Below are 14963 nucleotides of genomic sequence, written 5' to 3'. Positions count from 1 at the left end.
GCGGCGTCAGGAGGGGATGTGACACATCGTGATCTTCCCCTGTCCCCGCAACAGCCGCCGCTTCCGCCGCGGCCCCAGCCTCCGTTCGCTCCGCAGTCGCAGCCCCAGCCGCAGACGTGGTACCAGGCGCCTGCGAAGCCGCCGGGGCAGCTGGCCGCACGACTCCAACTGGCGGGGGCGGCGCTGCTCGGTGCAGTGGCGGGGTGGTCCGCCGTCTCGCTCGCCTCCAACGCCCGCGCGTACTGCGACGCGGGATGGGAGGGGGGCGGGCGCTTCGAGATGACCTTCCTGCTGGTGCTGATGGTGCCGGGGTGCGCGCTCCTCTCGCTGCTGGTCGCCTTCCTCCTGCGGAGACTGCCCCTGCTGCTGCGCGCCGTGCCGGTCCTGCTCGTCCTGGCCGTGGTCGTCGTCTGGTTCTTCGCCACGAAGGGCACGCTGGACGGCTACCACGGGGACTCGGGACTCTGCGGGGCCGACAACGTGCCGCCGTGGTGGCCGGCCTGGCTGCCCTCGTAGAAACCGGTGTGCCGAGGAAACGATTCGGCGCCATCATGAGCCATGACGTGGACCTTCACCCATGACCTGGCGGCCTATCTGGCCGCGGCGGGCCCGGCCCTGGCCGCCGAGCCCGTCGCCAACACCACCCTGTTGACCGTGACCGACGCGCTGGAGCGGCGCGGTACGGACGCGTACGGATCCGCCGAGCCGTTCTTCGGCTGGTGGACCGCCGCCGACGGGAACGTCTCCGGCGCGCTGCTGTGCACCCCGCCGTATCCGCTGCTGATCGGAGCGATGCCGCAGGAGGCCGTCCGCGCGCTGGGGGCGGCGCTCGCCGCCGAGCCGCTGCTCGCCGGGGTGGACGCGCTGAACGCCCGCCGCCACGACGCGCAGGCGCTGGCCGCGGCCTGGGGCAGGCGCAGCGAGGTCACCGAAGAGAACCGGCTGTACCGGCTCGCCGGACTCCTCACCCCTGATCCCGCGCCGGCCGGGCGGGCCCGGACCGCGGTCGAGGACGACCTCCCGCTGCTGCTGGACTGGGCCGGCGCCTTCAAGCGGGAGACCCGGGAGCCGGGCGGCCCCTCCGAGGCCTTCCTGCGCGACCGGCTCGCGTACGGGGGCATGCTGCTCTGGGAAGACGCCGGGACACCGGTGTCGATGGCCGGGTTCTTCCGCGCCATCGGCTCGGTGTCCCGGGTCGGCCCGGTGTACACCCCGCCGCAGCTGCGCGGTCGGGGGTACGCCGCCGGGGTCACGCACGCGGTGAGCGAAGCGGCGTACGCGGCCGGCGCCTCGGAGGTGCTGCTCTTCACGGACCTGGCCAACCCGACCAGCAACGGCATCTACCGGCGCCTGGGCTACACCCCGGTCGAGGACCGCGTCGAGGTGGCCGCCGTATGAGCGCCCCTCCGGAACCCGGTGGACCGCCCGAACCGCTGTGGGTACTCGCCGCGAACGTCGTGCAGTGGCGCCGCTGGGGCGAGGACGGCCAGGCCCTGCGCCCGGGGACGAAGACCTTCCCGGGCGGCGCCAAGGTGTACGTCTTCGACGTGGTGGACGGCCTGGACCAGTGCATGGTCGTCGGCCGCCCCCGGCACACCCGGCGCCACGTGCAGGGGTACGTCCACACCCGCCATCTGCACGCCTTCCGGCCGAAGCTGGTGCGCAGCCCGGCCGTGCTGCGCGCCGCCGGCTGGTCGCGGTTCTGGGGCGCGGCGGCCGAGGCGGACGCGGTGCGGACGGCGCCCGGGCTGGAGCTGCGAGCGGCGCAGCTGCGCGGCGGGCGGTGGCCGGACCGACCGCACCCGCGGCCCTGCCTGTGCCACGAGTGCCTGGCGCCCGGCGGCGGGTGACCGCGCCTCAGCCGCGGCCGGCCGGTGGTTTGCGGCTGCCGGCCCGGTAGGGGGCGGGCCAGGGCGCGGCCGGGCCTTCGTAGGACTGGTCGGCGGCCGCGTGCAGGGTCCAGTGCGGGTCGTACAGGTGGGGGCGGCCGACGGCGCAGAGGTCGGCGCGGCCCGCCAGCAGCAGGGAGTTCACGTCGTCCCAGGAGGAGATGGCGCCGACGGCGATGACCGGGACGCCCAGGGCGTTGCGGATCCGGTCGGCGTACGGGGTCTGGTACGAGCGCCCGTACTCGGGCGTCTCGTCCGCCACCACCTGGCCGGTCGACACGTCGATGGCGTCGGCGCCGTGCGCGGCGAACGCGGCCGCGATGTCCACCGCGTCCTGGGCGGAGGTGCCGCCCGGGGCCCAGTCGGTGGCCGAGATGCGGACGGTCATGGGGCGGTCGTCGGGCCAGACGGCGCGGACGGCGTCGAAGACCTCCAGCGGGAACCGGAGCCGGTTCTCCAGCGGGCCTCCGTAGGCGTCGGTGCGGTGGTTGGTGAGCGGGGACAGGAACCCGGACAGCAGGTAGCCGTGGGCGCAGTGCAGTTCCAGCAGGTCGAACCCGCAGCCGGCGGCCCGTACGGCGGCTGCCGCGAAATCGGAGCGGATCGACGCGAGGTCCTCCACGGTCAGGGCGCGCGGGACGGCCGAGACGCCCGGCCGGTAGGGCAGTTCGGAGGCGGCCGCCACCGGCCAGTTGCCCTCCGGAAGGGGGTCGTCCATGCCCTCCCACATGAGCCGCGTCGAGCCCTTGCGGCCCGAGTGGCCGAGCTGGACGCCGAGCGCGGTGCCGGGCGCGGCGGTGTGGACGAAGTCCGCGATCCGGGTCCAGGCCGCGGCCTGCTCGGCGGTGTAGAGGCCGGTGCAGCCGGGGGTGATCCGGCCCCCGGGGGACACGCAGACCATCTCGGTCATCACCAGGGCGGCTCCGCCGAGGGCCCGCGCGCCCAGGTGCACGAGGTGGAAGTCCCCCGGCGTCCCGTCGCCGTCGGCGGCCGAGTACATGTCCATCGGTGAGACCACGACGCGGTTGCGCAGGGTCAGCCCGCGCAGCTTCAGCGGGGTGAACATCGGCGGGGTGTGCTCGTCCGGGCAGCCGAAGTCCCGTTCCACGGCCCGGGTGAACCGCTCGTCGCGCAGCCGCAGGTTGTCGTGGGTCACCCGGCGGCTGCGGGTGAGCAGGTTGAAGGCGAACTGCCGGGCGGGCTGGTCCACGTACCCGGCGAGTTCCTCGAACCAGCGCATGCTGGCCGCGGCGGCCCGCTGGGTCGAGGCGACCGCCGGCCTCCGGGCGCTCTCGTACGCGGCCAGGGCGGCGGGTACGTCCGGCTCCGCGGCCACCGCTTCGGCGAGCGCGAGGGCGTCCTCCACGGCCAGTTTGGTACCGGAGCCGATGGAGAAGTGCGCGGTGTGGGCCGCGTCGCCGAGCAGGACCACGTTGCCGTGCGACCACCGCTCGTTGACGACCGTGCGGAACTCCGTCCAGGCGGAGCGGTTGCCGTGCAGCGGCCGGCCGCTCAGGGCCTCGCCGAAGATCTTGGCGCAGCGGGCGGCCGACTCGGCCTCGTCGCACAGGTCGAGGCCGGCGGCCCGCCACACCTGTTCGTGCATCTCGACGATCACGGTGGAGCCGTCGGCGGAGTACGGGTAGGCGTGCAGCTGCATGACGCCGTGCTCGGTCTCCGCGATCTCGAATCGGAAGGCGTCGAAGGCGAAGTCGGCGGCGAGCCAGATGTACCGGCATCGTCCGCTCGTCAGCGTCGGGCGGAAGTGCGCGGCGCCGCTCTGCCGGGTGGCGCTGTGGACCCCGTCGGCCGCGATGACCAGGTCGTACGAGGCCGCCAGTACCTCGGCGGCCGGCGCCGCGGTGCGGAAGCGGAGCTTGACCCCGAGTCCGGCGCAGCGTTCGTGGAGGATCTCCAGCAGCCTGCGCCGGCCGAGGGCCGCGAAGCCGTGGCCGCCGGAGGTCAACAGCCGGCCCCGGTGAACGACGTCGATGTCGTCCCAGCGGACGAACTCCGCGCTGAGGGCGGCGTAGACGACGGTGTCGGCCCGTTCGATGCCGCCGAGGGTCTCGTCGGAGAGCACCACGCCGAAGCCGAAGGTGTCCTCGGGGGCGCCCCGTTCCCAGACCTCGACGGTGTGGCCCTGGCGGGCCAGCAGTGCGGCGGCGTACAGGCCGCCCGGGCCGCCGCCGACGACGGCGACCCGCAGGGCGGGCCGGGAGCTGCCGGCCGGCTCGGTGCCCGCGGACATGGCGCTACCTGCCCTCCCACTCCGGGGGCCGCTTCGCGGTGAAGGCGGCGTGGAATTCGGCGTAGTCCCGGCCGTTCATCAGCAGGGCCTGGGTGTTGGCGTCGAGCTCGACCGACGCGGCCAGCGGCATGTCGAGCTCGGCAGTCAGCAGCGCCTTGGTCTGGGCGTACGCCAGGGCCGGGCCGGTCGCGAGGTGCGCGGCGAGTTCGGCGGCCCGTACGCCGGCCTTGCCCTCCTCGGTGACCTCGCTGAGCAGGCCGATGCGCTCGGCCTCCGGGGCGCGTACGGGCTCTCCGAGCATCAGTAGCCGGGTGGCGTGGCCGAGGCCGACGACGCGGGGCAGCAGGTACGCGGCGCCCATGTCCCCGCCGGAGAGGCCGACGCGGGTGAAGAGGAAGGCGAAGCGGGCGGTGGGGTCGGCGATCCGGAAGTCGGCGGCGAGGGCGAGGACGGCGCCCGCGCCCGCGGCGACCCCGTGCACGGCGGCGATCACCGGGAAGGGGGCCTCGCGCAGGGCCCGCACCACCTGGCCGGTCATCCGGTTGAAGTCGAGGAGCTGGGCGGTGTCCATGGCGAGGGTGGCGCCGATGATCTCGTCCACGTCCCCGCCGGAGCAGAACCCGCGCCCCTCGCCGCCGAGCACGAGGGCCCGTACGGACCGCTCCCGGGAGAGTTCGGCGAGCAGGTCGCGCAGGTCGGCGTAGGCACCGAAGGTGAGGGCGTTGAGTTTCTCGGGGCGGTCGAGGGTGACGGTGGCCACGCCGTCCTGCCGGGTCACCCGCAGGTGGCGCCACCGTTCGGTCGCTGCTGTGGAACCGATGAAGGGGCTCACACGATCGACGATATCACCGCATCCTGACTGCCGTCACAGAAACGCGACATCTGGGTGAGCGTACGGCGCGGAAAGGCCGCCCGGGGCGCCCCGGGCGGCGCGGCCCGCATGACTATGCGGGCAGTCCCGGGGCCGGCCGGGCCATCGTCGCGACGAGCACGGCCTTGATGGTGTGCAGCCGGTTCTCGGCCTCGTCGAAGACGACCGAGTGCGCGGATTCGAACACCTCGTCCGTCACTTCCAGCGAGTCCAGCCCGTGCCGCTCGTGGATCTCCCGGCCGACCTTGGTGCCCAGGTCGTGGAAGGCGGGCAGGCAGTGCAGGAACTTCACGTCCGGGTTGCCGCTCGCGCGCAGCACGTCCATCGTGACGGCGTACGGGGCCAGGGCGCCGATCCGCTCGTCCCAGACCTCCTTGGGCTCGCCCATCGAGACCCACACGTCGGTGGCGACGAAGTCCGCCTGGGCCATGCCCGCGGCGACGTCCTCGGTCAACGTGATCCGGGCCCCGCTGGCGTCGGCGAGCTCGCGCGCCTTCGCCACCACGGGCTCGGCGGGCCAGTAGGCCTTCGGCGCGACGATGCGCACGTCCATGCCGAGCAGCGCACCAGTCACCAGGTAGGAGTTGCCCATGTTGAAGCGGGCGTCGCCGAGGTAGGCGAAGGCGATCCGGTCCAGCGGCTTGGCGCAGTGCTCGGTCATGGTGAGCACGTCGGCCAGCATCTGGGTCGGGTGCCAGTCGTCGGTGAGGCCGTTGAACACCGGCACGCCGGAGTGGGCGGCGAGCGCCTCGACGGCCTCCTGGCTGTCCCCGCGGTACTCGATGCCGTCGAACATCCGGCCCAGCACCCGCGCCGTGTCCTTGACCGACTCCTTGTGCCCCATCTGGGAGCCGACGGGGTCGAGGTAGGTGGTGTGGGCACCCTGGTCGGCGGCGGCGACCTCGAACGCGCAGCGGGTGCGCGTCGAGGTCTTCTCGAAGATCAGCGCGATGTTCCTGCCCTGGAGACGGCGCTGCTCCACCCCGGCCTTCTTGGCCGCCTTGAGTTCGGCGGCGAGCTCGATCAGGCCGCGGAACTCGGCGGCTGAAAAGTCGAGCTCCTTGAGGAAACTACGGCCGACGAGGTCGGTGGCCATGGGGGTACTCCAGGGTCGCGCTGACAGGGGATACTGGAACTCTATACGATGCCCCGTATTGATATACAGCCCCCTCGGCGGTCTCCCTCCAGGTCAGGCCGGGTCCCGCTCCACCGGACAGCTCATGCACCGCGGCCCGCCCCGGCCCCGCCCCAGCTCGCTGCCCGGGATCTCGATGACCTCGATCCCCTCCTTGCGCAGGTGCGTGTTGGTCGTCACGTTCCGCTCGTACGCCACCACCACTCCCGGCTCGACGGCCAGCACGTTGCAGCCGTCGTCCCACTGCTCGCGCTCCGCCGCGTGCACGTCCTGCGTGGCGGTCAGCACCCGGATCGAATCCAGCCCCAGGGCCGCCGCGATCGCCCGGTGCATGTGCTCCGGCGGGTGGTCGGTCACCTTCAGCTCGTGCAGGCCCTCCCCCGGCTCGATCGTGTAGGAGCGCAGCATGCCGAGGCCCGCGTACTGAGTGAACGTATCTCCGTCCACCATCGTCATCACCGTGTCCAGGTGCATGAAGGCCCGCCGCTTCGGCATGTCCAGCGCCACGATCGTCTTCGCCGACCCGGCGGCGAACAGGCCCCGCGCGAGCATCTCCACCGCCTGGGGCGTGGTCCGCTCGCTCATCCCGATCAGCACCGCTCCGTTGCCGATGACGAGGACGTCCCCGCCCTCGATGGTCGACGGGTAGTCCGCCTGCCCCTGCGACCAGTAGTGGAAGGCCCCCGAGGAGGCGAACAGCGGGTGGTGCTTGTAGATCGCCTCGAAGTGCACCGTCTCGCGCTGCCGGGCCGGCCAGCGCATCGCGTTGATGGACACCCCGTCATAGATCCACGCGGAGGTGTCCCGGGTGAACAAGTGGTTGGGCAGCGGCCCCAGCAGGAAGTCGTCCAACTCCATGGCGTGGAAACGCACCGACACCGGCTCGGCGTGCCGCTCCAAGTACTCCCGCTTGGTCATCCCGCCGACCAGCGTCTCGGCCAGCCCGGTCGCCGGCAGGCCGTCGAAGACCGCGCGCAGGTGGTCGGTGGCGAGCGGCCCGTACTCCTTCTCGTCGAACACCCGGTTCAGGACGAGGTGTCTGGCCTCCGGGATGTCCAGGGCCTCGGTGAGCAGGTCGCCGAAGAGGTGCACCTCCACACCGCGGTCGCGCAGGACGTCGGCGAAGCCGTCGTGCTCCTGGCGGGCCCGGCGCACCCACAGCACGTCGTCGAAGAGCAGCGCGTCCTTGTTGCTCGGTGTGAGCCGCTTCAGCTCCAGGTCCGGCCGGTGGAGGATGACGCGGCGGAGCCGCCCGGTCTCGGAGTCGACATGGAATCCCATGGCATACACGTTCGCAGACCGGACGGCTTTTTGACGTGGCGTTCGCTCAGGAGAACCGGCACGACCGGCAGCCCCGGCGGACCCGGCAGCCCCAGCGGGATCAGTGCAGACCGAGGAGCGCCGACGGGGCCCCGATCAGCTCCGGGGCGGTCAGGCCCAGCTTGGGGGTGGTCAGGTCCGGGATGCCGTAGTTCGCTCCGTTCGGCAGCGTCAACGGTGCGCCGACGACCGCACCGGGGGTGCGGGTGAGCAGATCGGTGGCCGGGGTCTCCAAGGTGCCCTCGCCGTCGGTCTTCGGGTCGCCGAGCAGGTTCGGCACGGGCGCACCGACCAGGGTGTTGCCGAGCTCAGTGCTGATCGGCAGCACCGGGAGGAGCGGGCTGGGGAGCAGATCACCCTTGTGGTACCGGGGAGCGTCCGGGGCGCCGACGATCGGCATCGGTACCGCGGTGGCCACGCGCGGGGTGTCCACGCCCAGTGTGGTCTTCACGGCGTCCAGGGGGACACCCACCGGCACCGAGTCGGCCACGGCCGGGGTGGCGGCGCCGGCCGCGGCCATACAGGTCATGAGTGCCGCAATGCTTCCGCGCGCGGTCATCTTCATAAGTGACGTTCCGTCCTTCCAGGGTCGCGGACATTCCGCTGCCCCTGGATGAACGATCCCGCCGGCGGTTTTCCCGGCGTTCGTCGGGAAAGTTCCCCCATACGACCTAATTCGGGGCCGTACAGGGGCTTCCCCTTTACGACTTTGCGGCGCCGCGCGCCGGGCTCCGCCTCACAACCTGGGGTCGACCGGCTCCGATTCGAGGGCGAGCACCGCGAAGACCGCCTCGTGCACCCGCCACAGCGGCTCCTCGGCCGCCAGCCGGTCCAGGGCCTCCAGTCCGAGCGCGTACTCGCGCAGGGCCAGCGAGCGCTTGTGCCCCAGGAACCGCTGGCGCAGCTTCTCCAGCTGCTCCGGACGCGTGTACTCCGGGCCGTAGATGATCCGCAGGTACTCGCGGCCGCGCACCTTGACACCGGGCTGGACCAGGCGGCCCTTGCCGTCCCGGGCATACGCCTGGAGCGGTTTGACGACCATGCCCTCGCCCCCGGCGGCCGTCAACTCCAGCCACCAGTCGGTACCGGCCCGCACGGAGTCCTCGTCGGCGGTGTCCACCAGGATCCGGCCGGTGCGGCGCAGCAGGCCGGTGCCGGCCGCCTCGTCCGCGGCGACGAGCCGGTCCAGCCAGAACAGCTGCTCGTCGTGCGGTACGGCGGCCAGCGAGCGCCCGGCCGCAGCCAGGAGCTGGAAGGGCGCGAACCGTACGCCGTCCAGCCCGTCGGTGGTCCAGCAGTAGCGCCGGTAGGCGTCGGTGAAGCGTTTGGCATCGGCGGCCCGGTCCCGCTGGTGGGCGAGCAGGGCGCCGGTGTCGATGCCGCGTTCGGCGGCCGTGGCCAGGGCGGCGAGGGCGTCGGGGAAGACGGCGCGGGAGGCCGCGCCGACGGCGGCGTACTGGTTGCGCAGCAGGCCGGTGGACTTCAGCGACCAGGGGAGCAGCTCCCCGTCCAGCAGCAGCCAGTCGGTGGCCAGCTCGTCCCACAGGCCCGCGTCGGTGATGGCGCCGCGGAGCCGGGCGAGGACCTCCTCGGTGACCTCGGGGTCGTGGAAGAAGGGCCGGCCGGTGCGGGTGTAGACGGAGCCGGTCGGGCCGTCGACGCCGAAGCGCACCCGGGCCGCGTCGGCGTCCTTGCAGACCAGGACGGTGGCGCGGGAGCCCATGTGCTTCTCCTCGCAGACGACCTGGGCGACGCCGTCCTTGCGGTACTGGGCGAAGGCCTCGGCCGGGTGCTCCAGGAAGCCTTCGTCAGCGGCTCCGCCGCGGGCGTCCACGGCCGCGGTGGCCGTGGGCGCCATGGTCGGCGGGAGGTAGGGGACGAGCCGCGGGTCCACCGCGAAGCGGCTCATGACCTCCAGGGCCGCCGCCGCGTTCTCCTCGCGCACGGTGACGTTGCCCAGGTGCCGGGTCTCGACGATCCGGCGCCCCTGGACGTCGCCCAGGTCGAGCGGCCGCCCGTCGTGACCGCCCGGCGTCTCGCCGGCGAGTGGCTTGATCGGCTCGTACCAGACCTTCTCGGCGGGTACGTCGACCAGTTCGCGCTCGGGCCAACGCAGGGCGGTCATCTTCCCGCCGAAGACCGCGCCGGTGTCCAGGCAGATGGTGTTGTTGATCCAGGCCGTGTTCGGGACCGGGGTGTGGCCGTAGACCACCGCCGCCTTGCCCCGGTACTCCTCGGCCCACGGGTAGCGCACGGGCAGGCCGAACTCGTCGGTCTCGCCGGTGGTCTCCCCGTACAGGGCGTGCGAGCGGACCCGGCCGGAGGTGCGCCCGTGGTACTTCTCCGGCAGGCCGGCGTGGCAGACCACCAGCTTGCCGCCGTCTAGCACGTAGTGGCTGACGAGGCCGCGGATGAACTCCTGCACCTCCCGGACGAACTCCTCCGGCTCCCGCTCCAGCTGCTCGATCGTCTCGGCGAGCCCGTGGGTCCGCTGGACCTTGGAGCCCTTGAGGTAGCGGCCGAGCTTGTTCTCGTGGTTCCCGGGCACGCACAGGGCGTTGCCGGAGCCGACCATGCCCATCACCCGACGCAGTACGCCGGGGCTGTCCGGGCCGCGGTCGACGAGGTCGCCGACGAAGACCGCGGTGCGGCCCTCGGGGTGCACGCCGTCCTCGTACCCGAGCTTGCCGAGCAGGGTCTCCAGCTCGGAGGAGCAGCCGTGGACGTCGCCGATGATGTCGAAGGGGCCACTGAGGTGGGTGAGGTCGTTGAACCGCTTCTCCAGCACGACCTCCGCGTTGTCGGCCTCCTCGACCGACCGCAGCACGTGCACCTTGCGGAAGCCCTCGCGCTCCAGTCCGCGCAGCGAGCGGCGCAGGTCACGGCGGTGCCGCTGGATGACGGCGCGGGGCAGTCCGGCCCGGTCGGGGCGGGCTGCGTTGCGTTCGGCGCAGACCTCCTCGGGCATGTCGAGGACGATGGCGATGGGCAGGACGTCGTACTGGCGGGCGAGCTGGACGAGCTGCCGGCGGGCCTCGGCCTGCACGCTGGTCGCGTCGACGACGGTGAGGCGGCCGGCTTCCAGCCGCTTGCCGGCGATGTGGTGGAGGACCTCGAAGGCGGCCTTGCTGGCGCTCTGGTCGTTCTCGTCGTCGGCGACCAGGCCCCGGCAGTAGTCGGAGGAAAGGACCTCGGTGGGCTTGAAGTGCCTGCGGGCGAAGGTGGACTTCCCGGATCCGGTGGCCCCGATCAGGACGACGAGGGACAGGTCGGTGACGGGAAGTACGCGCTTGCTGTCGGTGGTGGTCATGCTGCCTCGCCCTCCTTCGGGGACTCGGTGGTGTCGCTGCGGGTGGTGTCGGTGGCACGGGTGGCGGCCTGCGTGAAGACGGCCATCTGGGTCGGCGGGCCGACCTGCGGGTCGTCATCGCCGACGGGTGTGAACTCCACCGCGTACCCGTGCCGTTCGGCGACCGTCGCGGCCCAGGCGCGGAACTCCGCGCGGGTCCACTCGAAGCGGTGGTCGCCGTGCCGGACGTGCCCGGCGGGCAGGGATTCCCAGCGGACGTTGTATTCGACGTTGGGGGTGGTGACGAGGACCGTGCGGGGGCGGGCCGCGCCGAACACGGCGTACTCCAGGGCGGGCAGCCGCGGCAGGTCCACGTGCTCGATGACCTCGCTGAGCACGGCCGCGTCGTAGCCCGCCAGCCGCTTGTCGGTGTACGCGAGCGAGCCCTGGAGCAGCTGTACGCGGCTGCTCTGCCGCTCCCCCATCCGCTCCAGCCGCAGCCGCTTGGCGGCCGTGGCGAGGGCCCGCACGGACACGTCGACACCGACGATCTCGGTGAAGGCGACGTCCTTGAGGAGGGCCTGCACCAGCTGGCCCTGTCCGCAGCCGAGGTCGAGGACCCGGGCCGCGCCGGCGGCGCGCAGCGCGGTGAGGATCGCCTCGCGGCGCTGTACCGCGAGGGGTACGGGCCGCTCCTCGGTGTCGCTGTTCTCGTCGACCGCGTTGTCGATCTCCTCCACCTCGCTGCCCTCGGCCTCGGCCAGGCGGACCAGCTCCAGGCGGTCGAGGGCGTCCTGGGTGAGCCGCTTGTGCCGCGCGAGGTAGCGGGAGGTGATCAGCGCGTTGTCGGGGTGGGCCGCCAGCCAGCCGTCTCCGGCACGCAGCAGCTTGTCCACCTCGTCCGGGGCGACCCAGTAGTGCTTGGAGTCGTCGAGCACCGGCAGCATGACGTAGAGCTGGCGCAGGGCGTCAGCGAGCCGCAGCCCGCCCTCCAGGACGAGCCGTACGTAACGGGAATCGCCCCACTCGGGGAACTCCTCGTCGAGCGGCAGCGGTTCCGCCCGTACGAGGTCCCAGCCGAGCGGATCGAACAGCCGGTGCACGAGCTCCGCGCCGCCGCGTGCGGGCAGCACCGGTATCTCGATCCTCAGCGGGCGGGCCCGCTCCGCCAGCTCCGGGCGGGCCGCGCACTGGCCCGCCAGCGCACTGCGGAAGACCTTGCCGAGCGCGACGGCGAGCAGCGAGGAGGCCGCGTACGGGCGGTCGTTGACGTACTGGGCGAGTGCGGCGTCCGGCGCTCCGCCGCGCCCCTTGCCCTGACCGCGCCGCACGAGTGCGACGGGGTCCACCTCCAACAGCAGCGCCGCCGTGCAGCGCTCGGCCGTGGCCTCGGGGTAGAACACGTGGGCGCTGCCGTGGGAGGTGGTGAACGCCTGCGCCTTCCCCGGGTGCTTGTGCAGCAGAAAGCCCAGGTCAGTTGCCGGGTCCGCGGCGGTGCCGGTGGTGGAGATCGTCAGGAACATGCGCCCGAGTATGTGCTGGCATCACCGGTCGGACCAACGGATTTTGTCCATCCGGGCCCACTCGCGGGCGCTGCGGCGGCGGGCGGGGCGCCGCCGCGGGGGCGCAGGGGTGATGACGTATCCATCATGACAGCTCAGAGGCCGTTTTCGTAGGACGAAGGGCACAGCCGATTGCCCTTGTTTGGCCCCCTGTGCGGCTTTCAGAATCTCTCTCATGAATCCCACGGAGAACATCAACCACGACGCTGTGCTGCGCGCCCGAGTGGCGCTCCTGGAATCGGGGACGCTGCCGGTCGCCCGGCGGGTCGCCGCCTATCGCGTTCTGGTCCGGGTGAGCCCGTTGGCCTATCTGCCCCTGCTCGCGGTCGCGTTGTTCCAGTACGGCCGCCAGGAGTTCGCCCACCGGCCGGGGATAGCGCTCGCCCTGCGCGCCGAGTCCGTGGCCGCCGCACGCCGGATGGTCGCACTGGAGCCCGACCGGACCCAGCTGCTCCTCAGCTCGCTGGTCCACTACCGCGAGCAGCTGGCCGTGATGGAGCGGCCTGCCGAACTCGCCGCGGTGGAGGCCGAGATGGCCGCCCTCGTCACCTCGGGCGGCGGGGTGCTCGGCGAACGCTGGGACCTCGGGGGCTCGTAGCGGCCGTCGGGATCGGCCCGCGGTTACCGCCCGGCGGCCAGTTCGGCGATGCGGGACGGGCCGATGCGGCAGCAGCCGCCCACCAGGCGGGCGCCCGCGGTGCGCCAGGCGTCGACGGGCCACGGGGCGGGATCGGCCGGGGCGTGCCAGGTGGCGGTGGCCGCTTCCCAGGCGGAGCCGTCGTTGGGGTAGGCCAGGAGCGGCTTGCCGGTGACGGATGCGGCGGCCTCCAGTGCGGGCAGGACCTCCGCCGGGTCGCAGCAGTTGACGCCGAGGGCGATGATCTCCGGTGCTGCGGCGGCGAGGGCGAAGGCCTCGGGGAGGTCCTGGCCGGCGCGGGTGCGGGCGCCGGCGACGGTGTAGCTCAGCCAGGCGCGGGCGCCGGTCCCGGCGAGGACGCCGATGAGGGCTTCGGCCTCGGCGGCGTCCGGGACGGTCTCCAGGGCCAGGACGTCGGGGTCCGCCGCGAGCAGGGCCTCGATGCGCGGGCGGTGGAAGGCGGCGAGCTCGCGCACGGTCAGCCCGTACCGCCCGCGGTATTCGGAGCCGTCGGCGAGCACCGCCCCGTACGGGCCGACCGAGGCCGCGACCCAGACCTCGTGGTCGGCGGCTCCGGCCGCCCGGGCGGCCAGGGCGACGCTGCGGTGCAGCAGGGCGGTGGTCGCGGCGCGGTCGTGGCCGTGGGCGGCGAAGGCCTCGTACCCGACCTGGTAGCTCGCGGTGATCAGCACCTCGGCGCCGGCCCGCGCGTACGCCGTGTGGGCGGCCTCCACCTCGTCCGGCCGCTCGGCGAGCACCCGCCCCGACCAGAGGTCTCCGGACAGGTCGCAGCCCTGGTCGGCGAGCTGGTTGCTCAGCCCGCCGTCCAGGAGCACGGTCCTGCGGGCCAGGGCTTCGGCGAGCGGGCCGGACGCGCGGGGCATCGTTCGTCCGCCTCCCTCAGCCGAGCTGGGACAGCACCTGGGCCGAGATCAGCTCCAGGTGGTCCAGGTCGTCGAGGTCGAGCAGCTGGAGGTAGACGCGGGAGCTGCCGACGGCCGCGTAGGCGCCGATCTTCTCCACGACCTCGGCCGGGGAGCCGGCCAGGCCGTTGGCCTTGAGCTCCTCCACGTCCCGGCCGATGGCCTCGGCGCGGCGGGCCACCTCGGCGTCGTCCTTGCCGACGCACACGACGAGGGCGTTGGAGTAGACGAGGTCGTCGGCCTCCCGCCCGGCCTCCTCGGCCGCCCGGCGCACCCGGCCGAACTGTCGCTCGCTGTCCGTGATCGACGCGAACGGCATGTTGAACTCGTCCGCGTACCGGGCGGCCAGGCGCGGGGTCCGCTTCGCACCGTGGCCGCCGATGAGCACGGGCACCTTGGCCTGGGCCGGCTTGGGCAGGGCCGGGGACTTCTCCACCTGGTAGTGGGCGCCCGCATAGTCGAACGTGGCGCCGGGCTCGGTCGCCCACAGACCGGTGACGATGGCCAGCTGCTCTTCCAGCCGGGCCATCCGCTCCGCCGGGAAGGGGATGCCGTACGCCTTGTGCTCGTCTTCGAACCAGCCTGCTCCCAGGCCGAGTTCGACCCGGCCGCCGGACATCTGGTCGACCTGGGCCACCTGGATGGCGAGCACCCCGGGCAGCCGGAAGGTGCCGGCCGTCATCAGCGTGCCGAGGCGGATCCGCCGCGTCTCCCGGGCCAGGCCCGCGAGCGTGATCCAGGCGTCGGTGGGTCCGGGCAGTCCGTCCGCCGACCCCATCTTCAGATAGTGGTCGGACCGGAAGAACGCGTCGAAGCCCAGGTCCTCGGTGGCCTTGGCGACGGTCAGGAGGGTGTCGTAGCTCGCGCCCTGCTGGGGCTCGGTGAAAATTCGGAGGTCCATGACTCCATCCTGCCCCTCCCACCCCGGCAGGGTGAAGCTACGTCAACCGGCCGGGCCGCCCCGGCCCGGCCAGTGACCAGCCAGGATGGAGATCGTTGGCTCGGACGGAGCCGGACCGCCCGGCCCGCGCGCCGGCCGGCCCCTCGCCGGTGCGTCCACCGCCCCCTTCCGCCTTGGAAGGGCCA

General features: G+C 72.9%; 13 protein-coding genes. 4 read left to right on the top strand and 9 right to left on the bottom strand.

Translation table 11 applies throughout. The features are described 5' to 3' along the window. Positions 1–18 precede the first annotated feature (18 nt). From OG974_RS01275 to OG974_RS01265, 3 genes are read left to right on the top strand one after another with little or no spacing between them, the layout of a single operon-like run. The gene (locus OG974_RS01275; protein ID WP_327279108.1) at positions 19–516 is read left to right on the top strand and encodes a hypothetical protein; all 498 of its coding nucleotides are present in this window, start codon (positions 19–21) and stop codon (positions 514–516) included. A 42-nt stretch (positions 517–558) separates the two neighbouring features. Continuing rightward, the gene (locus OG974_RS01270) at positions 559–1398 is read left to right on the top strand and encodes a GNAT family N-acetyltransferase (protein ID WP_327279107.1); all 840 of its coding nucleotides are present in this window, start codon (positions 559–561) and stop codon (positions 1396–1398) included. Continuing rightward, entirely contained in the window at positions 1395–1850 is a 456-nt protein-coding gene (locus tag OG974_RS01265) for a hypothetical protein (protein ID WP_327279106.1), read from the top strand. Before OG974_RS01270 ends, OG974_RS01265 begins: the two co-directional genes overlap by 4 nt. 7 nt (positions 1851–1857) lie before the next feature. Here the strand turns inward: OG974_RS01265 and OG974_RS01260 are convergent, their stop codons facing one another. From OG974_RS01260 to OG974_RS01230, 7 genes are all read right to left on the bottom strand, one after another. Next, positions 1858–4140, bottom strand: coding sequence for a bifunctional salicylyl-CoA 5-hydroxylase/oxidoreductase (locus OG974_RS01260; RefSeq protein WP_327279105.1), 2283 nt, complete (start codon positions 4138–4140; stop codon positions 1858–1860). A 4-nt stretch (positions 4141–4144) separates the two neighbouring features. Next, complete coding sequence (locus tag OG974_RS01255) at positions 4145–4972, bottom strand: enoyl-CoA hydratase family protein (RefSeq protein ID WP_327279104.1); 828 nt, start codon at positions 4970–4972, stop codon at positions 4145–4147. A 112-nt stretch (positions 4973–5084) separates the two neighbouring features. Next, a complete protein-coding gene (argF, locus tag OG974_RS01250) occupies positions 5085–6107 on the bottom strand; it encodes an ornithine carbamoyltransferase (RefSeq protein ID WP_371645096.1) in 1023 nt (340 codons plus the stop codon). Between the two features lie 93 nt (positions 6108–6200). Continuing rightward, complete coding sequence (locus tag OG974_RS01245) at positions 6201–7427, bottom strand: arginine deiminase (RefSeq protein WP_327279102.1); 1227 nt, start codon at positions 7425–7427, stop codon at positions 6201–6203. Positions 7428–7527: 100 nt separating this feature from the next. Further along, entirely contained in the window at positions 7528–7995 is a 468-nt protein-coding gene (locus tag OG974_RS01240) for a hypothetical protein (RefSeq protein ID WP_327279101.1), read from the bottom strand. A gap of 207 nt (positions 7996–8202) precedes the next feature. Continuing rightward, positions 8203–10776 (bottom strand): polynucleotide kinase-phosphatase, encoded by a 2574-nt coding sequence (locus OG974_RS01235; protein WP_371645093.1) that lies wholly within the window; start codon positions 10774–10776, stop codon positions 8203–8205. Beyond that, on the bottom strand, positions 10773–12278 hold the full coding sequence (locus OG974_RS01230; protein ID WP_371645092.1) for a 3' terminal RNA ribose 2'-O-methyltransferase Hen1: 1506 nt from the start codon (positions 12276–12278) through the stop codon (positions 10773–10775). The genes OG974_RS01235 and OG974_RS01230 overlap by 4 nt, the downstream gene beginning before the upstream one ends. A 214-nt stretch (positions 12279–12492) precedes the next feature. Between OG974_RS01230 and OG974_RS01225 the strand changes: the two genes are divergently transcribed. After that, positions 12493–12915 carry a hypothetical protein gene (locus OG974_RS01225; protein ID WP_329314840.1) on the top strand — a complete coding sequence of 141 codons (423 nt, stop codon included), beginning with the start codon at positions 12493–12495 and terminating at the stop codon, positions 12913–12915. A 23-nt stretch (positions 12916–12938) separates the two neighbouring features. Here the strand turns inward: OG974_RS01225 and mmuM are convergent, their stop codons facing one another. Together mmuM and OG974_RS01215 are read right to left on the bottom strand one after the other, a co-directional pair. Continuing rightward, positions 12939–13838, bottom strand: coding sequence for a homocysteine S-methyltransferase (gene mmuM / locus OG974_RS01220; protein WP_327279097.1), 900 nt, complete (start codon positions 13836–13838; stop codon positions 12939–12941). A 16-nt stretch (positions 13839–13854) separates the two neighbouring features. Further along, the gene (locus OG974_RS01215; protein WP_327279096.1) at positions 13855–14778 is read right to left on the bottom strand and encodes an LLM class F420-dependent oxidoreductase; all 924 of its coding nucleotides are present in this window, start codon (positions 14776–14778) and stop codon (positions 13855–13857) included. Between the last annotated feature and the right edge of the window lie 185 nt (positions 14779–14963).

It is taken from the genome of Streptomyces sp. NBC_00597 (assembly GCF_041431095.1).
Classification (GTDB): domain Bacteria; phylum Actinomycetota; class Actinomycetes; order Streptomycetales; family Streptomycetaceae; genus Streptomyces.
This window is presented reverse-complemented; position numbering and strand designations above follow the sequence as displayed.